The following is a 24,539-nucleotide window of genomic DNA, read 5'->3' as shown; positions in this document are numbered from 1 at the left end:
ATAAGTTAAATCGTTTATAAAGGGAGTGAATGAAAATGGGTAAAAAATCATATGGTTGGTTGCTGCTTGTATTATTGACTTTGTTGCTTGGTGCTTGCTCAGAAGAAGGAAATAGCGAGGCTTCTTCAAGTGATGATGTTGTTGATATTGTTTGGTATCCAAGTGAATCAGGATCAGATATGAAATCATCAAGAGATGACATTGGTGAGGTAATTGCTGATGCAACAGGTCGTGAAGTGAAGCACCATTTAACAACGGATTATGCGATCTCTATTGAGACAATGGTAAATAACAATGCGGAGCTCGCTTTTATGGGTGCACAAGGTTATATAGAAGCGAAAGAGCGTAATGACGCTATTCAACCATTAGTTGTTTCAACAGGAGAATCAGGCACGTTAGACGATGCCGTTTATCATAGCTGGTTAGCTGTCAATGTTGATGATGTAAATAACTATAAAGAAAATGGGGAATTTTCTTTAGATACAATTGCCGATAAAAAAATGTCATTTGTATCAAATAGTTCCACATCAGGATTTAAAGTACCTGCCTCTGATTTGATTGCCCATTTTAGCGATAAAAGTTTAACAGAAGAAGATTTAATGGAAGGTGGCCCATTATTCTCTCAGGTATTGTTCGGCAATTCACATCAAGGGTCTGCGGTTAATTTGTTAAAGGGAAGTGCTGATGTAGCAGCTTTTTGTGATACATGTGTAGAAAATTATGTTGAGCTTGTGGAAGGCGAAGCGAATCGTCCGGGTTCGATTTATCGCGTAAAAGATAATGCAGCTGAGCCATTTAGTCTTGTTAAGGGTAAGGAATTTGTGCTCATTAGTGTCACGCCGGTTTTAAATGCACCTTTTGTTGGCAATATCGACCTTTTAGGGGAGGAAGGCTTCAAAAAGCTACAAGACTACTTATCAAGTGACGAAGTAGCAAATAATGAGAAAATCTTCGTTCCTGAGGGCTCAGATCAATCGGCTTTATTCTTTAAGTCTGGAGAAGAAAGATTGGCGCCAGTAGATGATGAATGGTTTAACCCGATAAGAGAGCTATCTAAGTAATCTATGAGGAGGCGAAATCCTTTGGCATTATTAGAAATTAGGGCACTAAATAAATCCTATCAAGGTCACCGTGTACTAACAAATATCGATTTTACTGTTGAAACAGGCGAATTTTTATCGGTTATTGGTCCATCAGGAGCTGGAAAATCAACATTACTGCGATGCATCAATCGCTTAGTGGAAGCGGATAGTGGCGAAATCCTTTTTAATGGGGAAAACATTCTTAAACTTGGCAGAAAGTCATTGAGAAAAGAAAGAGCCAATATCGGGATGATCTTTCAACATTATAATCTTGTCCCACGTTTAACAGTTATCGAAAATGTACTTCATGGGCGCTTCGGATATAAGTCGACTTTACAAGGAATGTTCGGTATTTTTAGTGAAGAAGAAAAAGAAAGAGCTTTCTATCTCCTAGAGAAGCTGGGAATCGCTGAACATGCTTATAAACGCTGTGACCAACTAAGTGGAGGACAACAGCAAAGAGTAGGAATTTGCCGCGCACTTATCCAAGATCCGAAGCTCATCTTATGTGACGAACCGATTGCGTCATTAGATCCTCATTCTTCCAAGGTCATTATGGATTATTTGAAGTCTATTACCGAAGAAATGGGTATCACTTGTATCGTTAACCTCCATCAAGTCGAAGTAGCCCAATCCTATTCGAATAGAATTATCGGTTTAAATAAAGGACATTTAGTTTTCAATGGGCCAAATAGACAATTAGACTCTCATCACATTGGAGAAGTCTATGGGATGGATACAAGAGAGCTTATAACGGTATGAGGAAGGCGAATATGTTAACAGATCAAAAACGATTAAGTAGGAAATGGCAACATCTCTTCTTACTGATTATTGTTTGTTGCTTCACATGGTTATCGATTGAGATGGTCCAATTTGACTTTTATCAAAGCTTGTTAGCTATTCCAACAGCTGGTCTATGGATGGTTGAAAATTTATGGATTACGGGGGATACTTGGCGTGAGTTTCCTGACATTATGTTGAAATTGGTTGAAACCATTCTCATGTCAGTAGCTGCGACAACGATAGCGGCATTCATTTCTTTTTTCCTCGGAATATCGGGTTCAACAACGACGAGGTGTAATGGTTTAATGGCGGGTTTATCTAGAGGAATAGCTTCTGTTGCGAGAAATATCCCTGTCGTAGCATGGGCGTTAATTCTTCTACTCTCATTTGGACAAAACTCACTAACCGGATTTCTTGCCCTATTTGTTGGTACAGTTGGCTTTTTGACGAGAGCGTTTATGGAAACGATTGATGAAGTGGGCTTAAAGTCTTTTGAAGCCTTAACGGCGACGGGGGCCACATATTTTCAAGTAATCTCCAAAGCTGTTATTCCACAGGCATTACCACAAATGTTGAGTTGGATGTTGTTTATGATCGAAACGAATATAAGAAGTGCAACTTTGGTTGGTATTTTGACAGGTACAGGCATCGGCTATACGTTTGACCTGTATTATAAGACATTAAATTATGAAGCGGTTGCGCTGGTGACATTATTAATTATCCTTACAGTCATCGCCATAGAACTCACATCGAACCGTATCAGAAAGGTGATCTTATAATGGGTATAGCCTATATAAAGCGCAGTAAAACGGGTCGAATTAATATAAAAATAGGCAATAAGGTTGACTATACATTAAAAGCGGTTCTATGGAGCCTCGGCATTGTAACTGTTGTTGCCTTCCTTTTTTTTGACTATACCGGCTTTCAGTTAACTTCCGCATTAAAGGAGACAATGACCAATTTACAGACAATGTTCCTTACGCCAGCTTTGACTCACTTTTCTTGGGGTGAAGCGTTTTATCAAGTCGGTGTTACATTAGCATTAGCCGTTCTATCGACAGTAATTGGAGCCGTAATTGCCTTTTTCTTTGCATTATTATCAGCGGAAAACTTATCAAATCAAGGTGTAGCTAAAGTTATTAAAACGTATGTCGCGTTCATACGAGCGGTTCCAACGGTTTTATGGGTTTTGATTTTTGCGATTGCAGCTGGATTAGGGAGTACGGCTGCAGTTTTAGGCATGCTGTTCCATTCCGTAGCCTATTTGGTAAAAGCTTTCTCCGAATCATTTGAGGAAGTTGATAAAGGGGTGCTTGAAGCGTTACGGTCGACAGGTGCTGGCTGGTGGCAAACTATCGTTCATGCAGTTTTACCATCTACAATGACTTATCTTTTATCATGGACATTTCTTCGTTTTGAAATCAATTTTTCAGTTGCTGTTGCAATGGGGGCGGCCGCAGGGGCAGGTGGCATTGGCTTTGAACTCTTTATGGCATCGGGATTCTACTTTGATTTAAGAGAAGTTGGTTTCATCACCTATTGTATTCTCCTTGTTGCGATACTATTAGAGCTTGCGTCGACACAGCTCAAAAAACGCTATTTTCCAAGTCAACATTAAAAGGCTGCCTTACATAGACAGCCTTTTTTAAGCTTCAAAGCTTTTTTTACCTGGTGCTTTCATACGGTAAACTTGAAATAATAATAATGCACAAACGGAAAGAATCATTCCTGAAATATAAGGAAATCCAATCGAAACAGTAAATAATAACCCGCCGAGAGGAGGACCGAGTATTCGTCCTAAGGAATCAAAAGAGGATAAAAGCCCTGTTATATTGCCATGCGCTCCTTTTGCTGATTTTGTTAATAGACTTGACACTGCAGGTCTTATCGCGCCATTGCCCATTCCGAAAATCGTAAGGAAGATTGCAGCGGTTAAGAAGTTATCTAATGTTAAAATAAGCCCCATACCAATCACACTGACGATTATGCCCCCTTGAATGACTGCTCCTTCTCCATATTTCTTAGATAGCCTACCGACTAACCCGCCTTGAACAAGAGCAGAACCGAAGCCCATTATCATAAAAATGATACCTAGTTCTGTTGGCTGTAGTCCTGCTTTTTGAAAAGCAAAATAAGCAAAGGTAGCCTCTAATCCTGCAAGAGACAGGGATACGCACAGATTCAAGATAAATAAAATGGAGGTCGTACCTTTAAACGCCTCCCAAAATGAAGGACGCTCTCTACCTTCGCCTGTACCTGTTGCAGGTAACGATTCTTTTAAAACAAAAAGGACGAAAAGACTCGTAATGAGCGAGAGAGTTCCTGCTACATAAAAGGGTGTACTTAAACTTGCTTGGGAAAATACCCCACCTATTGCTGGGCCAAATATAAAGCCTAAACCTGTTGCAGCGCCAATCATCCCCATGCCCTTTGCACGGTCTTCCTCTGTCGTGATATCAGCAACATAAGCCATCGCTGTTGGCATATTTGCTGCAGACAGCGTTCCTCCGATGATGCGTGCGACAAATAACATCCATAATTCACTAGATAAAGCCATTAGGAAGAACGAAAGTGAGAGGCCTAATATGCCGATGAGCATGACTGGTTTCCTGCCATAACGGTCAGATACACGTCCCCATAATGGTGCGAAGATAAATTGCATAAGTGAATAAACGGCCATTAATAAACCTAATTGCGAGGGGGTTGCCCCAATTTCTTCTGCATAGAATGGTATAACCGGAATAATGACACCAAATCCGGACATAACGAGAAACATAACAGCAAACAAGATAGGTAAAGCTTTTTTCTTTTCGATCACAAAAGTCACTCCAATACTGATAACAGCTCTATAACATAAATATCATAAGGGCAGAGAAAAAGAAAGTGCTGTAGGAAATCAAAGTTATATACCTCTATTATGTCCAGTAATGAAGGATTTAGTGCAGATAATAAGAAGTATCTATTAATTATTATTCTTAAAAAGTGATTTGGTGAGATAATCTTTTACTAGCATAGCTTCTTGGGCACTCATTCTATTATGAACCAATTAATTAAGTTAAAAGAACTTTTTTTAGAAAACTATAGATTTTTTTGTATAAATATACTATTATATTGAAAATACAATATTTTGATATTTCTTATAATTATAGGGAGGTGCTAGAATGAGTAAAGCTCAGAATAGAAAAGTATTAATTGCTAGCCTTGTTGGAAGCTCGATTGAATGGTTTGATTATTTTCTCTATGGTACGGTTGCTGCTCTTGTATTTAATGAATATTTCTTCCATAGTGATGACCCAACAGTCGGCTTAATGTTGGCATATGCTTCATTTGCGTTAGCATTCTTTATTCGACCACTAGGTGGAGTAATCTTCAGTCATATTGGTGATAGGGTAGGAAGAAAGAAAACATTAGTATTAACATTAACCATTATGGGTGGATCTACTGTATTAATGGGCTTCTTACCAACGTATGAAACCATTGGTGTCATGGCACCTATTCTGCTGATTATTCTTCGTCTTATCCAAGGAATTGGACTCGGAGGAGAGTGGGGTGGAGCTGTTTTATTAGCTGTAGAATATGCCCCAAAGGAAAAACGTGGATTATTCGGTAGTGTCCCACAAATGGGGGTAACTATCGGTATGCTTCTTGGAACTATTGCGCTGTCTATTATGACATTATTACCCGAAGAGCAGTTTCTTTCATGGGGTTGGCGTGTTCCGTTTATCATGAGTGCATTACTCGTCTTCTTTGGTCTTTGGATTCGTAAAGGAATCGATGAAACACCATCGTTTAAAAAGGCACAAGAAAGTGGAGAGATTGCTAAAATACCAATTGTTGAAACATTTAAAACGTCTTGGAGAGAAGTACTCATTTCAGTAGGAGCAAAAGTAGTAGAAACCGCGCCGTTTTATATTTTCGGTACGTTTATTGTTTCATATGCAACGAGCGAATTGGGCTTTTCAAGAACAGCGACCCTAAATGCTGTGACAGTAGGAACCATTGTTACAACTATTCTTATTCCTATCATGGGGAGTCTTTCTGATAAGATCGGTAGGAAGAAACTCTATATTGGTGGTACAATAGCAATGGCTGTTTTTGCTTTCCCTTATTTTTGGATGTTACAGCAAGGAACGGTTACTTGGCTTGTCATTGCAACTGTATTAGGATTAGGGATTGTCTGGGCACCGATTACAGCCGTCTTAGGCACAATGTTCTCAGAAATTTTTAAATCAAATGTTCGTTATACGGGTATTACATTAGGTTATCAAATTGGTGCTGCGGTAGCAGGTGGAACCGCGCCATTAATCGCTACTGCATTACTGGCCTACTTTAATGGTTCCTATGTACCGGTGGCATTATATATTATATTATGTGCTGCGATTTCTCTTATTGCCATGATTGCTGTACGTGAAAAAAGTAAACAAGAATTAGATCAAGATGTAGCCATGTAGTAGATTGTTAATTTAAAAAGCTCGATACGTCATCGTATCGGGCTTTATGAGATGTGGTCAATAGTTGTAAGGGAGATGTTTTTATGCTTGTTTTATCAGAGAAAGAAATTAAAACATTATATGTAATGAAAGATGCGATTGAGGATATGGAAGCAGCACTTGTTGCTCATCATCAAGGTAAAATCGCGAGTCCACAAAGAACTGTTTTAGATATTCCTTCAAAAAAAGCATCGGCATTATATATGCCTAGTGCAATGGAGACAATGAAGAAAGCTGCAGTAAAAATAGTCACAATCTTTCCTGAGAACCCTAAAGAAGGGTTAAAAACAACCCAAGGTGTCATCTTGTTATCAGATACAGAAAACGGTACACACGTGGCTTGTCTGAATGCATCTTATTTAACTAGATTAAGAACGGGAGCGCTTAGTGGCGTCGCAACAAAATACTTAGCAAAAAAAGACGCAAAATCTGTTGCCGTGCTTGGTTGTGGTGCAATGGCAGAGGAGCAACTACAAGCTGTATGCGAAGTCAGAAATATTGATCATATATATTTATATAACCGTACAAGGGAAAGAGCGGAGAACTTTTATAACCGAATGAGAGAGATCCTGCCAAATTATAAAGGGAAAGTGGAAGTGGTAGCAGATCCTGATGATGCTGTGAAACGGTCTGATATTGTCAATTGTAGTACACGAGCAGTGGAGCCAATATTCAAAGGGTCTAGTTTGCAGCAAGGCACACATATCAATGGCATTGGATCTTATTTACCTAATATGCAAGAAGTGGACGTTGAAACATTAAAACGAGCGAGTAAAGTGGTTGCTGATACGATAGAAGGTGTAAAAGAAGAAGCTGGTGACTTTATTATTCCTAATAATAAAGGTGATTGGCATTTTAATGAGCTACATGGAGAGCTTACAGAATTAGCAGCACATACCATTAAGGGAAGAGAATCAGACGAAGAAATTACTTTCTTCAAATCTGTTGGAGCTGCTTATTTTGACTTAGCAGCTGCAGCAGCTGTATATGATAAAGCAAAAAAACAGGGAATAGGTACAGAAGTAGAGGTTTAAGCAAAAGAAAAAAGATGAACCGTCGTATAGGTTCATCTTTTTTATGAATTTATTTAATTCCTCGCATTTTTTTCTGGATTTTTGGTGCAACCAAGAAAAGGACGATTGAAAGGACAATGGATAAACCACCAATAATACCGAAGTAAAGTACTTCTGTTTCAGCTGAATAAAATCTAACCACTTGTGCATTGATGGCTTGAGCTGCTGCACTTGCTAAGAACCAAAGGCTCATTGTTTGTGCAGAGAATGCAGTTGGAGCTAGTTTTGTCGTTGCTGATAAACCAACTGGTGATAAACAAAGTTCACCAAGTACAACAATAAAATAACTTAATACTAACCAAAGTGGACTTACTAATGCACCTTCTGAAGCGAAATATCCAGGTACAAGAATAACGATAAAAGAAAGACCTGCAAATAGTAATCCGAGAGAGAACTTTTGTGGAATCGTAGGTTGACGATCTCCAAGCTTTACCCATAACCAAGCAAACATTGGTGCCAATACAATAATGAATAAAGGATTAAGAGATTGGAACCATGCTGGGGAAATAGTAATTCCCATAAATTCTAAATCCGTACGATTGTCTGCATAGCTGGCTAAGATTGTTGAACCTTGCTCTTGAATTGCCCAAAACATAACTGCTGCAATGAACAAAGGTATATAGGCAATTAATCTTGAGCGTTCCACATCTGTCGTTTTCTTACTTCTGTACATAACAGTAAAGTATATAATTGGAATTCCTACTCCTAAAATTCCGACAATAAAGACAAGACTTTCAAATGTTAAATATCCAGTAGGAATACCTACAGCAACTAGAATAGCAACAATAAGAATACCTAATCCTATTTGTGTAAATACTCGTTTCTTTTCATTTGGTGCTAATGGGTTAGGTACCTGAGTACCTGCTAGACCTAAATATTTTTTCTTAGTTACTTGGAAAGTGACTAATCCAACAAACATACCAACCGCAGCCACACCAAATCCAAGATGGAAACTTGTATCCATTAGTGAACCAACGATTAGAGGAGAAAGGAAACCACCAAGGTTAATTCCCATATAGAAAATACTGAACCCTGCATCACGGCGACTATCATTTTCGCTATATATATCGCCTACAACACTTGATACATTAGGCTTTAATAAACCAGTTCCCAATACAATTAATACCATGGATACAAAGAACATGGCAACGCTTCCAGGAATAGCCAATGCGATATGTCCAAGCATAATAAGGATTCCGCCATAGAAAATAGCTTTAGAAGTACCAAATATTCTGTCAGCGAACCAACCGCCAATGATTCCAGACATGTAAACAAGTGAACCATATATAGACATTATAGATAAAGCCGTTGTTTGACTAAGACCTAAACCGCCTTGTGAAACTTCATAATACATGTAGAAAACAAGGATGGCTCTCATTCCATAGTAGGAAAAGCGCTCCCAAAATTCAGTGAAAAATAGTGTGAATAAACCTTTAGGATGTCCAAAAAATCCCTTCTGAGGCACACTATCGACAATACGTTGTTTGTCGTCAGACATATAACTTCCTCCTTTTTTTACTTATACTATAATAATGTTTTTCAGATTTTTGTCAAATCAAAGATAAGTATATTTTAGCAATATAAACGTATAAATATTGATTTAATGGGAATGCTCCTTTTTTTAAAAATTATATTAAGATTATTCGGATAATGAAATAATATGTTTTTAGGTACAATTATAATAGGTGAACTTTATCAAAAATTCTAATCATGTTGATTACATTTCAGGAAATTTTGATAATTATATGTGAATTCCGAAGACCCACTAGCGGGAACTATAAACCATTGATAGTATTTTCTACTTAAATGATTCTGATACTATCTTTTATACACTTCGAATAGACCTCCCTAAGGGCATGATAGTATCGTTCCCTTTAATATTTTTTATAAACAAATTAAGAGGTAGGGAGGTTTATGTTTACATGTAGTCTGTAATTGAATACATGTAAACGAAATAAGTATGCAAGTTTACGTTATTGTTTACGTATGATGGTTCTTATGTATACAAGTATGCAAAAATGTATACATGTTGATATATCAAGGTGTGTGCGAGTTTTGTTTTCTTGTAAACATTAAAGTATACAAGTATGCGTAATTTTGCTGTTTGTTTACGTTTTTACGATTTGGTAACTTTTCTCCCTGTTTCATTGCTTATTACTCCATTCTCTATTACTCTTAAACTATTAACTCAAATTTATGAGAATGAAAGGGTTGGATAAGAGATGACGAATGCAAGAATTGCGGCTGTCGATGTTGGTAATGATTCGCTTAAAGCTATTTTTGGTAAGGTAGAGAACGAGCTTAATTTACCGAATGTCGTAGCAAGAGATATTGAGGATAGACCAGTCATTGGAATTGAAGAGCTAAATAGTAAGGATCCGCTAGATGGCATACATATTCGTGTCCACTCCCCTGCTTTGAAAGAGAATAATGCAATCTATCGTGTGGGACATTTAGCAACCAAAAGTGATAACGCGTCAGAGCTTGATCCAGGCAGTAGTAAATCTGAAGAAGATCAAACATTGGTCATGTTATTTACAGCATTGGCATTGGATGCAGTTAACGAAGAAAAAGGAGCTACATTTAAGAGATCTGGTAATGTGGTTGATGCGAATTATTTATTAGGTACAGGACTTCCATTGAGAGAAGCAAAAGAAGGTAAGGATTCGGGTTATCGTTCTAAATTAATGGGTTCTGTTCATCAAGTTGAATTTTTAATTACACCTAAATACCAAGGGATAAAGGTTAATATTAAATTTGATGATGTTAAAGTATATCCTGAAGGCTTTGCTGCATTCATTAATTTGGTGATGGACAATCAATTAAATATTATTAATAAAGACTTAATAGATAAACGCATACTTATTCAAGATATTGGTGGTTTATCAACAGATATCGCTGTCATTAAAGATCGAAATGTGGATGATGATAAAGCTCAGGGCTTTAATTTAGGTGTGTCTGAATCTTTAGAAGCGATTAGAGAAGAAATAAGATCAAAACATGGTATAGAGCTTGATAGTCGCCGCGATGTCGTGGAGATTATTACAAGAAAAAACAATCGCAACCATATTATGGTTAAAGGTAGCCGCACAAGCGTTCATGACATTACAGATCGCATTCTTTTAGACTTAGCGAAGAAGCAATATCGTTTATTAAGAAACGTATGGCAAAAAAATTCGCAAACTGAGATATGCTATTTTGTTGGTGGTGGTTCCATCGTCCTAAAAGATTACCTCAAGACATTGAATAATAATTTAGATGGCTTTAACATCGACTTTTTTGAAGATGAAAAAGAAAGCATTTGGATGATGGCGAATGCCTATTATAAATTGGTTGCAGATTATGCAAGAAGAACAAACAAAGATAAGCAGGATAAGAAACCTGTTAAATCAAACTAGGTGAGTTTTGATGAAAAAACCAGCTTCTTCGGAATTGAAAAGGGGTCAGTCAATTTCATTCCGAATACCATCCGATACACCAGATTATTTACTAAAAGAGCTACAAAGATTAAAAACAACAGAGAGAAGAAATTTTTCTAGTAAGGTTGCAGAAATTGTCCTTGCGGGAGTCAATCAAAATAAGAGTAATGAGAGAGAAGCTATTACGATTCCACTTCCGAAACACTTAACAAAGGTTCAAAAGGATTGGCTAAAACATGAGCATTCTGAGGCACTACTCGGAAGTATTGTGTATCAGCTTATTTCCGACCCACTCAGAGCCACAGCATTATTAGCCTCTTTAAATAGTGGCTCATCTAATATCGATGAAGCATTATATTTGCAAGAAGAATCAGGTGTTACCCCTGTTGATGAATGGCAGGAAACTGCTGCGGCGGAAGAACCTGCTGACGATGCGACGTTTGAAGATGAACTAGATAGTTTCGATTGGAATCAAGCGAAGAAAAACGAACCAGAAACACATAAGGAAGAAGCCGAAGAAGAAGATATTGATGATTTATTAGGTGGTTTTTTGTCACATATGAATAAATAGCAGGAAGGTTGCCGACGTGGGTGGGCAACCTTTTTGTTATTTTTGAACCTATGTTGGGCGGGCCTGTGAAGATATGTCTTTAATTAGGGAACAAGAGAGAGAATCGCGACTAAAAAGAGAGCTTTCCAAGAAATAAGTAGCGAAAAGGAGAGAATCGCGACTAAAAGAAGAGCTCCTCAAGAAATGAGTAGGGAAACAGGGAGAATCGCGACTAAAAAGAGAGCTTTCCAAGAAATAAGTAGCGAAAAGGGGAGAATCGCGACTAAAAAGAGAGTTTTCCAAGAAATAAGTAGCGAAAAGGGGAGAATCGCGACTAAAAAGAGAGTTTTCCAAGAAATAAGTAGGGAAACAGGGAGAATCGCGACTAAAAAGAGAGCTCCTCAAAAAATAAGTAGGGAAACAGGGAGAATCGCGACTAAAAGAAGAGCCCCTCAAGAAATGAGTAGCGAAAAAGGGGAAATCGCGACTAAAAAGAGAGTACCCCAAGAAATGAGTAGCGAAAAAGGAAGAACCGCGACTAAAAGAAGAGCTCCTCCAGAAATAAACAAAGTAAAAAGGAGTGTGCCGCAAGTCTGAGTAACTAAAAAGTTAATAATCAAGTCACTTGAAAAGAATTTAAAGAATATTAGCACTTATCAACAGTTGTCCACAACAAAAAGTGGATAACTTAAAAAGGTGAAATGGATTCAAAGGAAGAAGTTATTTATATCACGGAGAAAAGCTATTAAACCAAGCGTTTGTTCGTATGTGTATAACCCTGTGAATATATATAATTTATCCACAAGTTAATTTATTTGTTGTGGATAATAAGTTTTTGTTGCCCTTTTTCATTTTTTTTCATCCGTTTGGAAACAATACGAAGATGAAAATGAGGAGGGATGAGGAGTATGAAATACGAATGCATCATTATTGGTGGTGGAATCGCAGGGTTACAGGCAGCGATTCAATTAGGTCGTTATAAACACCGAGTGTTAGTGCTTGATGATAATCAAGGTCGATCGTCAATTTGTCAAAGTTATCATAATATATTAGGTTATCCTAATGGCGTAAGCGGCCCTTATCTTAGGGAAATCGGAAGAGCGCATGGAGAGAAATATGGTGTTCATTATCAAGATGAACGAGTGGTAGACATTGTATACGAGGAAGAGGAGTTCATTATTTACACAAGAAGTAATAAGCAATATAGAGGCATGCGGTTATTACTTGCCACAGGAATCATGGACCATATTCCCCCTTATGAATCGCTCGGCCCATGTCTAGGTTTGACTGTGTACGTGTGTCCAGACTGTGATGGGTATGAGGTGAAGGATAAAACAACGGTTGTGATGGGTTCTGGAAACACGGGTGCTAATATGGCATTGACGCTTGCTTATTGGACGAATTCAATAATATTCGTTAATGATGAGAAAAAAGAAGTTTATCCACAAACTTATCAACAGTTAGAGAAATTAGGAATCGAAGTGATTGAAGAGAAAATAGCCGAAGTATTGGCAGATGGCTCATCGTTTCGGGGAGTTCGATTGGAATCTGGGCAGATTGTAGAAGGTGAGAGGGGTTTTATTGCTTATGGAGGGAATCATGTAAAATCAGACTTAGCAGCAAAATTAGGAGTAGAACGTTTAGGTAATCAGCATATTATAACGGATGGGCGCTCGAAAATGACGAATGTCCCTCATGTTTGGGCTGCTGGTGATGTTGTGGCTCATTCAGAACAAGTGACAATTGCTATGGGTGAAGGCTCTCAGGCGGCCATATGGATTCATAAATCATTAATTAATCGTTAGTAGAAGGTGAGGAATGGGATGTGACTTGGTGGAAAAACGCAATTGCCTATCAAATCTATCCGCGAAGCTTTCAAGATTCAAATGGGGACGGCATTGGGGATATACAAGGCATTATTCAACGCCTATCATATTTAAAAGAACTTGGGATTGATTTGATTTGGATTTGTCCGATATATCAGTCTCCTAACGATGATAACGGCTATGACATTTCAAATTATCAAGCAATTCTAGCTGAATACGGGACAATGAATGACTTTGATCAATTATTAGAAGAAGTGCATCAAAGAGGTATGCGACTAATTATTGATCTTGTTTTAAACCATACAAGTGATGAGCATGCATGGTTTATAGAGTCGAAAGTTAGCAAGGAATCGAAAAAGCGAGATTGGTATATTTGGAGAAAAGGAAAAGATGGGCAAGAGCCGAATAACTGGGCCAGTATATTTGGTGGTTCTGCATGGACATTTGATGAAGAAACGGATGAATATTATTTGCATATATTCTCTAAAAAACAACCAGATTTAAACTGGGAAAATCAAGCGGTGCGTCATGCACTATACGATACAGTCAATTGGTGGCTAGAAAAAGGAGTAGACGGCTTTAGAATTGATGCGATTAGTCATATCAAGAAAAGCCCAGGATTACCAGACATCCCTCCAACTAATCAAGAGACATATGTTCCTTCTTTCTCGAAGCATATGAATCAACCTGGAATACATGATTGGCTTTTAGAATTAAAAAAAGAAACGTATGGGAAGTACCCAGTCGTTACGGTTGGGGAGGCAAATGGGGTTAGTGCAGAGGAGTCTCTTCTTTGGGTTGGTAAAGATCAAGGAAAAATGGATATGGTCTTTCAATTTGAGCATCTTGGTTTATGGGATGCAGAAGAAAACCCAATCCTGGATATCATTGCTCTGAAAAAAGTATTAACAAAATGGCAAGTCGCGCTAGCTTCAGACGGTTGGAATGCTCTATTTCTCGAAAATCATGATAAGCCGAGAATTGTTTCAACTTGGGGAAATGATAAAGATTATTGGTATGAAAGCGCCACAGCCTTAGCATGTATGTACTTCTTTATGAAAGGTACACCTTTTATTTATCAAGGCCAAGAAATAGGCATGACGAATGTGCACTTCGAAGGGATGTCCTCCTATTATGATATCCTCACTCATCATCTATATAAGGACAAACAACAGAAAGGCTGGCCACACAAAGAGATTATGAAACTCATCTGGGCTTCTTCTCGTGATAATAGCCGTACACCTATGCAGTGGAGTTCTGATTCAAACGCAGGCTTTACAGAGGGCAAACCATGGATGGAGACAAATGAAAATTATACTAAAATCAATGTTACTCTCCAAAAAAATTCAAATCATTCTGTATTGCAATTTTACAAAGAGATGATTACTTTAAGGAAAACTCACGCTACTTTTATTGAGGGTGAATATAATCTTCTTTTTCCAAATCATAAACAGATTTTTGCTTATACAAGAGAAGATGAAGAACAGAGGTTTCTGGTTATAGTAAACCTGTCTGAGTGTAACGTAACTTTAAATTTAAATCACCAACTTGTCAGGGATAGTTCAAAACTATTATTATGGAACTATCAAGCACAAGGCGATATATCGCTATCTAAGAAAATGGAACTCCGTCCATATGAAGCTAGAGTTTATCGAACATAAGCAAATATAAATATATATTTTTTCGTTATTTCTAGGAGATGTAGATGAATGGCAAAAGGAAAAACAAATGCGATGCGGTTATTAGATCAGTCGAAAGTAAGCTATGAGATCATGACTTATGATGTCGCGGATGGAAAAATAGATGGTCTTTCGGTGGCAGAAAAAACGGGGAAATCAGGTCAAACGGTTTTTAAAACATTAGTGACAGTCGGTGCAAGTAAACAAAACTATGTCTTTGTTATTCCAGTCGATAAGGAACTGGATATGAAAAAGGCTGCTAAGGCGTCAGGTGAGAAGAAAATTGAAATGATCCATGTGAAAGATATTCAGAAGATTACCGGCTATATTCGTGGAGGTTGTTCACCAATTGGTATGAAAAAACAATATCCTACTATTATCGATGCATCAGCAAAGGATTTGAAAAGTATGATTGTTAGTGGGGGTAAATTAGGTACTCAGATAGAATTAACGTTGCAAGACCTCATTAAAATGACAAGTGCAGAATTATACGAGATCGCTCAATAAAATACCAAATGCCTCAGAAGATGTTACTGCAGGCATTTTTTTGTTTTCTGGATAGGGATTATAGTAATTTCTAAAGAGGTGTGAGTCCAAATAGTCACTTTTCACATAAGATGTGCATGAGGTGATTAATATGAGTCATTTTAACGTACATGAACCAAAAGGTATTAAAGGGAAACTGTTAAAAAATATGGATATAGGTACATTCCAGCAAACGCCCCCTTCTTATAAACCGCCAAAAAAAATGCCCAATCTACCTGAAGAACAACCTGAATTCATTTTGAAACAAATTTGTGTGAAAGGATTATATCGTATTCACTGTATGGCGCTTAAAAATGGAGAACAACTTTGGTTTTGTCCAACCTTCGTAAAGGGGCAAACGTTGTATGGTTGGAGGTTTTATCATAACCGATGGATCTTTTTAGTTATACATCTATCAAAAGTTCAATCTATTCAATGTATATAAAAACGCCACCTGTTAGGAATGACAGGTGGCGAATAAGATTATTTCCCGAGAAAGAATAACGGGGTTAAAAAATAAAATGAGCAACCAATGTAATAACTGGTAAAGCAATAACTGTTCTAAGAATAAAAATTAATACTAAGTCAAAGAAAGATACAGGAATTTTAGAACCTAGTAGTAATCCACCAACTTCAGACATATAAATGAGCTGTGATACGGATAGAGCAGCGATGACAAACCGTGTCATTTCACTTTCTATTCCTGCCCCCATGACAGAAGGTAAAAACATATCTGCAAACCCAACGAATAATGTTTCAGATGCGGCAGCAGCTTCAGGTAGTCCTAAAAGCTCTAAAATAGGAATAAATGGCATTCCTATCCAAGTGAAGATAGGCGTATATTCAGCTAAAATTAACGCGAGTGTGCCGAGGGCCATAACAATTGGTGCAACACCCATCCACATATCTAAAATATTTTTAAAGCCATCGGTGAAGAAAGCCTTAACATCTTTATTTTTCTTTGCTCTATTAATCGCAGAATCAATACCCCAAGTAAAAGAATTATAGCCTTTAGGAATGTCCTCATCTGCTTCTTTTGCTTTCTCTTTATAATAAGTATCCGCTTTTCTTGAAAGTGGTGGGATACGAGGCATAATGAATGCTGCAATGATCCCTGTTGCTAGTATGGTTAAGTAGAAAGGAATAAAGTAATCCCCTAAGCCAACTTGAGAAATAACAACAAGACTGAAAGTGATAGACACAACAGAAAAAGTAGTTCCAATAATAGCCGCTTCTTTTTTTGTATAAAAGCCTTCTTCGTATTGCTTGCTTGTTAAAAGTACTCCGATTGTACCATCTCCAATCCAAGAGGCAACACAGTCGACTGCTGAACGACCTGGTAGTTTGAAAAGTGGTCTCATTACCTTGGTAAGTAAAGAACCAAATAACTCTAGTAGACCGAAATTGACTAATAACGGCAAAAGTAAGCCGGCAAATAAAAATACACTAAATAAAACGGGCAATAGATCAAATAATAAAAGTCCACCAGTAGCTGTAGACCAAACTGCCTCAACTCCCCATTGAAGATATGTTAGAACAGCAAATACAGCCCCGATGAAGCGGACAATTACCCATCCATATGTGACATTGAATAGGTTATTTAAAAAGGGTGAGTTTTTGAATATAGCAGGAGAAATCTTGGCAATCAAAGTTCCTACTAAAGTAAGGACAATAATAACGACCATAATAAGTGGAATAGATCCATTTAATAAATCCTGTATCCAGCCGGATAATATAGCGATAGGAATTGTTACCTCCCCATCAATACTAATAGGAATCATAAAGAATAAGATACCTAAAATTGACGGAATGAGGAAGGTCAACATATCCGATAATTTATATTTACGCATCAGTTGATGTCTCCTTCTAATAAAAATAAGTCAGACTACATTTTAATTCATTCTATATTAATTGCCAACCTTATACTTAAAAATGGTAGAGATGTTATTCTATTGTCAATTTTAATAATTGTCAAACTAAAAGGGGTGAGTCTTAGTAAAATTATGTTAAAATGTTTGCAGATGACGTGATTTTTAAAGAAGCAGGTGGGAAGTAGATGTTCAATTATCGATTGTATTGGACGTTTGCCAAAAAGTCTTTTCTACGTTCGGCTGTGTACCGATTTGATGTCTGGTCTAGACTCGGTTCTAATGTGATCTTTCTTTTAATGTGGGGTTCTATCTGGACAGCGTTATATGCGGGTAGAGAAGAGGCTGGTGGCGTCAGTTTTCAAGCAATGCTTACATATATTGTAGTAAGTCAATTTCTCTCAGGTGTAAACGGGGCTGGGACTCCTCTCTGGGAAATACAAGAGAAAGTGCGTACGGGTGATATTTCATTGGAATTAATGCGTCCTTTTGATGTGCCTTTACGTTATTTATTCGCAGACTTTGGCAGTGTGTTTTTCTATATGATTACTGCACTATTACCTTTGTATATTATATTATTTTTCTTCATGGACCTTTCATTACCTAACGATCCACTTATCTGGTTAGCTTTTTCATTTGCCGCTTTTATTGGGTTTTTAATTCGTTATTGTATTGAAATGGCCTTTGGATTATTAACTTTCTTTCTAGTAGAAACCGGCGGAGTTGAGGATATCTTTTATTTTGCGATGTCATTACTATCTGGTTCGGTTATTCCATTGTGGTTTTTCCCAGGTTGGCTCGCGAGCTTTGCCTCATACTTGCCCTTTCAAGGTATTTATTACATTCCAAATGCAATCTTTATAGGTGAGATTGCAGGATATCAAATCCTTACTTCTATTGGGGTTCAGTTGTTTTGGGTGGTCGTTACATATATCTTTTTAAGATTAGTATGGAATAAAGCATCGCAGAAGGTTGTTGTTCAAGGGGGATAAGTACATTCATGAGATATATTGATTTATATTTTAAACTTGTTGCTGCTGGTATAAGGGCCCAGCTGCAATACCGATTTGCCTTCTTTATGAGGATTGTAGGGATGCTGACCTCGTATGCAGGAACGGCGATAACAATGTGGGTAATGCTCTATCAGTTTCAGGAGTTAGGTACATGGAATTTTTATGAGATGTTATTTTTATTTGCGATAGCTGTGCTTTCTTGGGGGTTTTGCATTATTTTATTTTTCCATTTTCGTAGTCTTGATACATACATTTTGAACGGTACATTTGATCGTTTCTTAGTGCGGCCGATTAATCCTTTTTTTCACTTTATGGCGATGAAATTTGATGTGGCTTCCTTTGGACAGTTTATTTTTAGTATCTTTATTTTTATTTGGGTAAGTGTAGAATTGCACATTCATTGGACCATTGCTAATGTCCTATTTTTATTAGCTGCAGTGATTGGTGGAGTCCTTATACAAGGTGGCTTGCTCGTGATTATCTCAGCTTTTGCTTTTTGGACAACGAAATCGGAGCAATTTTATTGGGTAGTGATGTATCCGGCAAGAAACTTAACGAATTACCCATTAGTCATTTATCCAAAAATGGTGCAATGGTTTACGGCGTTTGTTGTTCCTTTTGGTTTTGTGAATTATTTTCCTGCAAGCGTTATCTTGGGTAAAGAAACGCCATACTTTCCAGAAAATATTGGTTATTTTTCACCATTGGTTGGTATTGTTTTCTTCATTATTGCCTATTACATTTGGATGCTAGGACTCAGCCGTTATAAGAGTACGGGCTCATAAAGCGTAGTGAAGGTTGGCAGTCATAAACAGAGTGGAGGGTAAAGAATGGCTATCATAGAAGTAAATCAGTTGATGAAAGAATTTAAAGTTGCGAAACGTGAGACCGGCTTTCTTGGTGCCATGAAAAGTCTTGTAAAACGTGAATTTTATACGAAGCATGCGGTAAAGGATGTAAGTTTCACTGTGGATAAAGGAGAAATGGTCGGCTATATCGGACCTAACGGTGCAGGGAAATCAACAACGATTAAAATGTTAACTGGAATTCTTGTACCTAGTGCGGGCACGGTTAAAGTAAATGGCATTGTTCCTTATGAAAACCGCCAAGCAAATGCAAAAAATATTGGTGTTGTCTTTGGGCAAAGAACGCAATTATGGTGGGATTTACCAACGATTGAATCATTCGAATTATTAAAGGAAATTTATCAAGTTTCACATAGCCGCTATAAAGAAAATATGGATACATTTACGGAAATTCTTGGGTTAGATGAGTTCATCAATACGCCAGTCAGGCAACTCTCTTTAGGTCAAAGAATGCGTGCTGACATTGCCGCTTCCTTACTGCATGATCCTCCCATTTTATTCTTAGATGAACCAACGATTGGGTTAGACGTAGTGGCGAAAGAACGGATGCGGACATTTATAAAGGAAATCAATAAAGAACGCGATATTACAGTTATTTTAACTACCCATGATATGGAAGATATCGAGCAACTTTGTAAGAGGATGGTATTAATTGATCACGGGCAGAAAGTGTATGATGGAGAAATGGCAGTAGTGAAAAATCGATTTGGGAAAATCCGTACTCTTGTAGTAGATCTAGAAGAACATTCTAAGCCATTGACGCTTGAAAAAGCAGAAGTGTTTAAAGTAGAAGCAGGTAAGTATTGGATACGCTTTAATCGAGAAGATATATCTGCTTCGGGTGTTATCACACAAATTACACAAACACATAATATAAAAGATTTAACTGTCGAAGAGCCTGAAATTGAATCAATTATTAGTCGTATTTATCAAGAAGGCTTTGACGGTGTTGAGCAACCTATTCCTGTTAAAAGTAGGTCATAAAAGAAGCTGAGTAGAGGTATATGCCTCTCTCTCAGCTTAAGTTTGACTGATATTTAATTGCTTTGTAGCGAGTTGTACGTATAAAGGGTGAGATTGCATCAATTCATCGTGTGTCCCTTTTCCTGTGATTTTTCCATTTTCAAGAACAATAATTTGGTCGGCATCAATGATAGTTGACAGTCTGTGTGCAATGACGAGTGTTGTTCGGCCTTTCATTAAATTTTGGAGAGCTGATTGTACGAGTTGTTCGGATGAACTATCAAGATTCGATGTGGCTTCATCTAATAAAAGGATTTTTGGATCACGAATAATGGCTCTAGCAATGGCAATGCGTTGGCGTTGTCCACCAGAGAGTTTAATTCCTCGCTCACCTACATCAGTGTTTAAACCATTTGGCAATCTCTCTATAAACTCTGCTGCATGAGCTTGTGTAGTTGCTTGCAGTAATTCCTCTTCACTAATTTCTCTTTTCGTGCCATATGTTAAGTTTTCTCGAATCGTGCCAGACATCAGCGGGCTCTCTTGAGAAACATAACCAATTTGTTCCCGCCAATTTTCAAGAGCATACTCCTCTGCTGGCTTACCATTTAATAGAATAAGGCCGCCATTAGGTCCATAAAAGCGTTCGAGCAGAGCGAATAGGGTCGTTTTACCGCTACCGCTTGGACCGACAAATGCCGTTGTTTTTCCAGCTGGAATGTGTAAATTGATATCTTTAATAATCTGGTCATCTTTATATGAGAATTGGAGTTGGTTAAAAGTAATCTCCTCTGGATGGATTATCCCTTTTGTTCCTTCATTCATATTCTCGGTAGGTGTATTCAACATATCCTGAATTCTTTCTGTTGCACCCATTGCTTTTTGATAAGCAGTAAAGAAGGAAGCCATTTGGGTAAATGGAACAACAATCTGGAACATATAAATAATAATAGCTACTAATGAACCAGCAGATAATTCCCCTGAAGCGACTCGTACGCCGCCATATCCAATTAGGACCACAAGAACAAACATCATAATAAAGGTCATAAATGGTGAGACGACAGCTTGGATTTTTGCTTCCTTTAAACCAAATTGGAATAAGCGCTGAATGTTTTTATTCCCTTTTTCAATCTCCGTTTTTTCAGCTTGATAAGCCTTCACAAGTCGAATATCTGATAAGACCCGACCAAGGTTGCTTGAAAAGTCAGCCATTTGATCTTGGGTAGATAAAGAGACTTTATATATTTTTTGCCCGAGCGGCATGATTATAAGAACGGCTAATGGAACAGCAATAAGCATGATGAGTGTCATTCGCCAGTCAATCATTAGTAGAATAATAATTGCCCCAATGATTGAAATCATTCCCGTTATAAACGTAATAATATGTTGTGTAATCAAAGTTTTTACTATATTTGTATCTTGTGTGATTCGGCTCATTGTTTCTCCTGATTGATGCTTATCAAAGAAAGGAATTGGGAGATGGATGGAATGTTCCCATAGTTTCCTTCGTAAAGAGGCAACCATTCTCTCTCCAATATAAGTCATTAAATAAAAGGAAAAACCTGAGGCAATTGTTTGGATAATGAACGCGCCTCCTAATAATGCAATGAGCGAAAGTTCAAGGCGAGATGTAGCTAACTGGTCGACCATATTAGCTGTGAATAACGGAACGACCAATCCTGCTGCGGTTTCAAGTAGGCTGAGTAGCAAAGCAACAATTATGATCCACTTTGGTACATTTGCGCCTTTTAATAATGACCACAGACTAGTCGTTTTCTTTTTTGTCTTCAATTTTTTCCATTCCTTTCTTTTCTAGATAAATGGAGATAGCTTGGGCAAGCCATTCTTCTTCTTCCACTGTAAATGGAGAGGGGAAAAGAACAGGAGCTTCGGCGAGATGGCGATCAATATCGTCATTTATTTCTGTTATGCGGAGAATGATTTCCTCTATGTTGGGATAAAGGTCATAGAGGATATCCCAAATGGCTGCAACCACTGATTGGACATGCTCATCATTATGATCGGTGCCCACCAACTTTTTTATGTTTGCAAATTCTTTAGCGACTCGTTTGTTTAATTGTTGTTGTTTTTCATCAGAAATATTGTAGATATCTTGAATCATATGCTCAGGGATAAAATTCCTCATCCATTCTTTATGCTCCGCTTCCATTTGAATGGAGTTAATGAGCATAATGAAAATATTAGGATCAACTGTTTGATTTTCTTCTAAAATAGAAAGAGCATGGTCTAATGTTTTAATCATGTGATTTATTTGCTGTCTTTTGATAACGAGCTCTTCTCGTTGAAACGAAAGAGATTGTTGCAGATCCCACTCATTGTTGTTGAGAAGCTTCTGTATTTTATTTAATGGATAACCTAAATATTTTAAAGTAACAATCTTTTGAACTGTTAATATTTCATTTGTAGAATAATATCTATCACCTGTTTTGCTAGTGCGTGCGGGCTTTAATAAGCCAATCTCATCATAATAATGCAATGTACGAATGGTCGTATTTGTTTTCTTAGCAAACTCTCCAATACGGTAATAATCATTTGTCATAAGAGCCCTCCTTATGTAGTATTATAAAACCTCACGTTACGTTAAATACAATGGTAAAATAAAAAACTTATTCGATGTTGCTCAACACAATAAACGGTCGAATTTATTGGGTCCTTTCTCCTCACTTATTGGAGAATTAAATGTAAGAAACGGTAGATGAGTTGTTAAACACATCTTTTGGTCTAATAAATATCCTATAGGTGATGACTAGCAGAGGATAAGTGTGCAGAAGTTATGTAGATGCAAGTGGCAGCAAAAAGAGGCGATGTTGAGCGTAAAAGGGAATGCACCAATAGGTGAAATAGACTTTAGACAAATGATAATTTTACTATGGGGATTAACCAATCTAATTATCACACAGTCTGAAGCGATTTACATCACGAATTACTTCAGACTGGTGCATAAATCCTACTTAGTACTTTTCGTAAATTTGTTCGTTTATAATAGTAAGAAACCTAACGAAATAATGATTCCACTAGCAATTAATGTAAGTACACAAAAGCCCATAATATCTTTTGCTTTTAGACCTGCGATGGCAAGAGCGGGTAAAGCCCAAAAAGGCTGTATTAAGTTCGTCCAAGCATCTCCCCATGCTACAGCCATTGCGATTTTAGGAATGGAAACATCCAATGCGATCGCTGCGTCTAACATAACAGGAGCTTGCACAGCCCATTGACCTCCACCAGATGGTACAAAAATATTGACAAGACCTGCACTCAGGAAAGTAAATAATGGTAAAGTATGTTCATTAGCAATGGAAACAAATCCATTGGATATAACAGCCGCTAGGCCGGAAGCTGTCATCATACCAATAATTCCTGCATAGAACGGAAATTGAATAATAATGCCACTGCCACCTTTAACAGCATTCGTAACTGCCTGCAAAAAGTGACGAGGGGTACGATGAAAGAGAATACCAAGAAATAAAAAAAGAAAGTTTACAATATCTAAATTTAGGGCAAAACCATTAGTAACAAAATAATAAAATAAGAAGATTAATCCCATCACGCCAATAAGTAACGAGAGTATTTGGCTATTCTCTAATTTCTCTGCTGGTGTCATGGAATCTCTTTCTAATGTCGCTGCAGGTAAATCTTCTTTTAATAACGCTGGATCAACCGTAACAGTATCATCTTTAGCTGGAAGCATGATACGATTGACAATAGGTAAAACAATAAAAAGTGCGATAGTGATAATCAAGTTAAATGATGAAAAGATGGTTTCGCTTGTTGGAATAATCCCAATCAAATCTTCGGAAAAATGACCTGGAGTGGCAATTGTTAGCGGTGTTGATCCTGAAATACCACCATGCCATATAACAAAGCCTGAGTAAGCGCTTGCAATTAATAGCCTGTAGTCGACTCCTTTTACATGGCGCGCTAACTCTTTGGCAAATAAAGCACCAATGACTAATCCAAATCCCCAGTTAATCCAACTAGCAAGTAATGAAATGATTGTTACAATAATAACAGCTTGCCCAGGTGTTTTTGCTTTTGAAGCTAATGCACTCAGTCCAGCTTTGAATATAGCGCTGCTTGCTAATACATGACCGGTAATTAATACTAGCACCATTTGCATAGCAAAAGATAATAATCCCCAGAATCCTTCACCCCAGAATTGGACCATTTGATATGGACCACTATCAGTAAATATGAGTCCAAGTGCAAACACTAAAAATGTTAAAATGATAACAAATAGAAATGGGTCTGGTAAGTATCTTTGCATTAAACGATTAAAAAAGCTAACAATTATTTTCATCTATCATTCCCCCTTTTGATAGAATTTTATCATATGATTCTGAAAATTATTACTTTAATATAACAAGATTTTAAAAAAAGAAAG

The 24,539-nt window shown here is 37.4% G+C and carries 22 protein-coding genes; 16 read left to right on the top strand and 6 right to left on the bottom strand.

All coding sequences use genetic code 11. The annotated features are described in order from the left end of the window. The first annotated feature begins 35 nt into the window (after nucleotides 1-35). From MHI57_RS14290 to MHI57_RS14275, 4 genes are read left to right on the top strand one after another with little or no spacing between them, the layout of a single operon-like run. The gene (locus MHI57_RS14290; RefSeq protein WP_095371455.1) at nucleotides 36-1,061 is read left to right on the top strand and encodes a PhnD/SsuA/transferrin family substrate-binding protein; all 1,026 of its coding nucleotides are present in this window, start codon (nucleotides 36-38) and stop codon (nucleotides 1,059-1,061) included. Between the two features lie 21 nt (nucleotides 1,062-1,082). Further along, complete coding sequence (gene phnC, locus MHI57_RS14285; RefSeq protein WP_095371456.1) at nucleotides 1,083-1,844, top strand: phosphonate ABC transporter ATP-binding protein; 762 nt, start codon at nucleotides 1,083-1,085, stop codon at nucleotides 1,842-1,844. Nucleotides 1,845-1,855: 11 nt separating this feature from the next. After that, nucleotides 1,856-2,644 (top strand): phosphonate ABC transporter, permease protein PhnE, encoded by a 789-nt coding sequence (gene phnE / locus MHI57_RS14280; protein ID WP_340976954.1) that lies wholly within the window; start codon nucleotides 1,856-1,858, stop codon nucleotides 2,642-2,644. Continuing rightward, nucleotides 2,644-3,483, top strand: a complete 840-nt coding sequence (locus MHI57_RS14275) for an ABC transporter permease subunit (RefSeq protein WP_340976953.1) — start codon at nucleotides 2,644-2,646, stop codon at nucleotides 3,481-3,483. Before phnE ends, MHI57_RS14275 begins: the two co-directional genes overlap by 1 nt. A gap of 27 nt (nucleotides 3,484-3,510) precedes the next feature. On the opposite strand, the gene MHI57_RS14270 is transcribed toward MHI57_RS14275, so the two are convergent. Beyond that, entirely contained in the window at nucleotides 3,511-4,680 is a 1,170-nt protein-coding gene (locus MHI57_RS14270; RefSeq protein ID WP_095373575.1) for an MFS transporter, read from the bottom strand. A gap of 346 nt (nucleotides 4,681-5,026) precedes the next feature. Here MHI57_RS14270 and MHI57_RS14265 point away from each other — a divergent pair, with 346 nt between their 5' ends. Beyond that, nucleotides 5,027-6,316 (top strand): MFS transporter, encoded by a 1,290-nt coding sequence (locus MHI57_RS14265; RefSeq protein WP_095371459.1) that lies wholly within the window; start codon nucleotides 5,027-5,029, stop codon nucleotides 6,314-6,316. Between the two features lie 83 nt (nucleotides 6,317-6,399). Then, a complete protein-coding gene (locus MHI57_RS14260) occupies nucleotides 6,400-7,389 on the top strand; it encodes an ornithine cyclodeaminase family protein (protein ID WP_340976950.1) in 990 nt (329 codons plus the stop codon). Between the two features lie 49 nt (nucleotides 7,390-7,438). Here MHI57_RS14260 and MHI57_RS14255 read toward each other — a convergent pair whose 3' ends face one another. Beyond that, nucleotides 7,439-8,926 carry a peptide MFS transporter gene (locus tag MHI57_RS14255; protein WP_095371461.1) on the bottom strand — a complete coding sequence of 496 codons (1,488 nt, stop codon included), beginning with the start codon at nucleotides 8,924-8,926 and terminating at the stop codon, nucleotides 7,439-7,441. Nucleotides 8,927-9,650: 724 nt separating this feature from the next. On the opposite strand from MHI57_RS14255, the gene MHI57_RS14250 reads away from it, so the two are divergent. From MHI57_RS14250 to MHI57_RS14220, 7 genes are all read left to right on the top strand, one after another. Then, entirely contained in the window at nucleotides 9,651-10,826 is a 1,176-nt protein-coding gene (locus MHI57_RS14250) for a ParM/StbA family protein (RefSeq protein WP_095371462.1), read from the top strand. 10 nt (nucleotides 10,827-10,836) lie between these two features. Then, nucleotides 10,837-11,418 carry a hypothetical protein gene (locus tag MHI57_RS14245; protein WP_340976944.1) on the top strand — a complete coding sequence of 194 codons (582 nt, stop codon included), beginning with the start codon at nucleotides 10,837-10,839 and terminating at the stop codon, nucleotides 11,416-11,418. Between the two features lie 183 nt (nucleotides 11,419-11,601). Next, nucleotides 11,602-11,994 carry a hypothetical protein gene (locus MHI57_RS14240; RefSeq protein WP_340976942.1) on the top strand — a complete coding sequence of 131 codons (393 nt, stop codon included), beginning with the start codon at nucleotides 11,602-11,604 and terminating at the stop codon, nucleotides 11,992-11,994. A gap of 311 nt (nucleotides 11,995-12,305) precedes the next feature. Beyond that, nucleotides 12,306-13,202, top strand: a complete 897-nt coding sequence (locus MHI57_RS14235; RefSeq protein ID WP_307316435.1) for an NAD(P)/FAD-dependent oxidoreductase — start codon at nucleotides 12,306-12,308, stop codon at nucleotides 13,200-13,202. 20 nt (nucleotides 13,203-13,222) lie between these two features. Further along, entirely contained in the window at nucleotides 13,223-14,884 is a 1,662-nt protein-coding gene (locus MHI57_RS14230) for a glycoside hydrolase family 13 protein (protein ID WP_340976938.1), read from the top strand. A 48-nt stretch (nucleotides 14,885-14,932) separates the two neighbouring features. Beyond that, entirely contained in the window at nucleotides 14,933-15,409 is a 477-nt protein-coding gene (gene ybaK / locus MHI57_RS14225; RefSeq protein ID WP_095371467.1) for a Cys-tRNA(Pro) deacylase, read from the top strand. 130 nt (nucleotides 15,410-15,539) lie between these two features. Continuing rightward, nucleotides 15,540-15,872, top strand: a complete 333-nt coding sequence (locus tag MHI57_RS14220; RefSeq protein ID WP_095371468.1) for a hypothetical protein — start codon at nucleotides 15,540-15,542, stop codon at nucleotides 15,870-15,872. 64 nt (nucleotides 15,873-15,936) lie between these two features. Here MHI57_RS14220 and MHI57_RS14215 read toward each other — a convergent pair whose 3' ends face one another. Further along, on the bottom strand, nucleotides 15,937-17,277 hold the full coding sequence (locus tag MHI57_RS14215) for a YjiH family protein (RefSeq protein WP_095371469.1): 1,341 nt from the start codon (nucleotides 17,275-17,277) through the stop codon (nucleotides 15,937-15,939). Nucleotides 17,278-17,483: 206 nt separating this feature from the next. Here MHI57_RS14215 and MHI57_RS14210 point away from each other — a divergent pair, with 206 nt between their 5' ends. From MHI57_RS14210 to MHI57_RS14200, 3 genes are read left to right on the top strand one after another with little or no spacing between them, the layout of a single operon-like run. Beyond that, nucleotides 17,484-18,287 carry an ABC transporter permease gene (locus tag MHI57_RS14210; RefSeq protein WP_095371470.1) on the top strand — a complete coding sequence of 268 codons (804 nt, stop codon included), beginning with the start codon at nucleotides 17,484-17,486 and terminating at the stop codon, nucleotides 18,285-18,287. A gap of 8 nt (nucleotides 18,288-18,295) precedes the next feature. Further along, complete coding sequence (locus MHI57_RS14205) at nucleotides 18,296-19,093, top strand: ABC transporter permease (RefSeq protein ID WP_095371471.1); 798 nt, start codon at nucleotides 18,296-18,298, stop codon at nucleotides 19,091-19,093. A gap of 45 nt (nucleotides 19,094-19,138) precedes the next feature. After that, entirely contained in the window at nucleotides 19,139-20,158 is a 1,020-nt protein-coding gene (locus MHI57_RS14200) for an ABC transporter ATP-binding protein (RefSeq protein WP_340976931.1), read from the top strand. Between the two features lie 36 nt (nucleotides 20,159-20,194). Here the strand turns inward: MHI57_RS14200 and MHI57_RS14195 are convergent, their stop codons facing one another. The 3 genes from MHI57_RS14195 to MHI57_RS14185 form a co-directional block, all read right to left on the bottom strand. Next, nucleotides 20,195-21,928 (bottom strand): ABC transporter ATP-binding protein, encoded by a 1,734-nt coding sequence (locus MHI57_RS14195; RefSeq protein ID WP_095371473.1) that lies wholly within the window; start codon nucleotides 21,926-21,928, stop codon nucleotides 20,195-20,197. Beyond that, the gene (locus MHI57_RS14190) at nucleotides 21,903-22,697 is read right to left on the bottom strand and encodes a MerR family transcriptional regulator (RefSeq protein WP_095371474.1); all 795 of its coding nucleotides are present in this window, start codon (nucleotides 22,695-22,697) and stop codon (nucleotides 21,903-21,905) included. The genes MHI57_RS14195 and MHI57_RS14190 overlap by 26 nt, the downstream gene beginning before the upstream one ends. 438 nt (nucleotides 22,698-23,135) lie before the next feature. Next, the gene (locus MHI57_RS14185; protein WP_095371475.1) at nucleotides 23,136-24,455 is read right to left on the bottom strand and encodes a short-chain fatty acid transporter; all 1,320 of its coding nucleotides are present in this window, start codon (nucleotides 24,453-24,455) and stop codon (nucleotides 23,136-23,138) included. Between the last annotated feature and the right edge of the window lie 84 nt (nucleotides 24,456-24,539).

It is taken from the genome of Cytobacillus sp. FSL K6-0129, assembly GCF_038007625.1.
Classification (GTDB): domain Bacteria; phylum Bacillota; class Bacilli; order Bacillales; family Cytobacillaceae; genus Cytobacillus; species Cytobacillus kochii.
This window is presented reverse-complemented; position numbering and strand designations above follow the sequence as displayed.

Bases quoted from the DNA above. Each gene is read 5' to 3' on its own strand.
- MHI57_RS14185 (WP_095371475.1), bottom strand. From the start codon at position 24,455: ATGAAAATAATTGTTAGCTTTTTTAATCGTTTAATGCAAAGATACTTA.
- MHI57_RS14275 (WP_340976953.1), top strand. From the start codon at position 2,644: ATGGGTATAGCCTATATAAAGCGCAGTAAAACGGGTCGAATTAATATA.
- MHI57_RS14215 (WP_095371469.1), bottom strand. From the start codon at position 17,277: ATGCGTAAATATAAATTATCGGATATGTTGACCTTCCTCATTCCGTCA.
- MHI57_RS14250 (WP_095371462.1), top strand. From the start codon at position 9,651: ATGACGAATGCAAGAATTGCGGCTGTCGATGTTGGTAATGATTCGCTT.
- MHI57_RS14200 (WP_340976931.1), top strand. From the start codon at position 19,139: ATGGCTATCATAGAAGTAAATCAGTTGATGAAAGAATTTAAAGTTGCG.
- MHI57_RS14210 (WP_095371470.1), top strand. From the start codon at position 17,484: ATGTTCAATTATCGATTGTATTGGACGTTTGCCAAAAAGTCTTTTCTA.
- MHI57_RS14245 (WP_340976944.1), top strand. From the start codon at position 10,837: ATGAAAAAACCAGCTTCTTCGGAATTGAAAAGGGGTCAGTCAATTTCA.
- MHI57_RS14205 (WP_095371471.1), top strand. From the start codon at position 18,296: ATGAGATATATTGATTTATATTTTAAACTTGTTGCTGCTGGTATAAGG.
- MHI57_RS14265 (WP_095371459.1), top strand. From the start codon at position 5,027: ATGAGTAAAGCTCAGAATAGAAAAGTATTAATTGCTAGCCTTGTTGGA.
- ybaK (WP_095371467.1), top strand. From the start codon at position 14,933: ATGGCAAAAGGAAAAACAAATGCGATGCGGTTATTAGATCAGTCGAAA.
- MHI57_RS14190 (WP_095371474.1), bottom strand. From the start codon at position 22,697: ATGACAAATGATTATTACCGTATTGGAGAGTTTGCTAAGAAAACAAAT.
- MHI57_RS14260 (WP_340976950.1), top strand. From the start codon at position 6,400: ATGCTTGTTTTATCAGAGAAAGAAATTAAAACATTATATGTAATGAAA.
- MHI57_RS14220 (WP_095371468.1), top strand. From the start codon at position 15,540: ATGAGTCATTTTAACGTACATGAACCAAAAGGTATTAAAGGGAAACTG.
- phnE (WP_340976954.1), top strand. From the start codon at position 1,856: ATGTTAACAGATCAAAAACGATTAAGTAGGAAATGGCAACATCTCTTC.
- MHI57_RS14255 (WP_095371461.1), bottom strand. From the start codon at position 8,926: ATGTCTGACGACAAACAACGTATTGTCGATAGTGTGCCTCAGAAGGGA.
- MHI57_RS14290 (WP_095371455.1), top strand. From the start codon at position 36: ATGGGTAAAAAATCATATGGTTGGTTGCTGCTTGTATTATTGACTTTG.
- MHI57_RS14240 (WP_340976942.1), top strand. From the start codon at position 11,602: ATGAGTAGGGAAACAGGGAGAATCGCGACTAAAAAGAGAGCTTTCCAA.
- MHI57_RS14235 (WP_307316435.1), top strand. From the start codon at position 12,306: ATGAAATACGAATGCATCATTATTGGTGGTGGAATCGCAGGGTTACAG.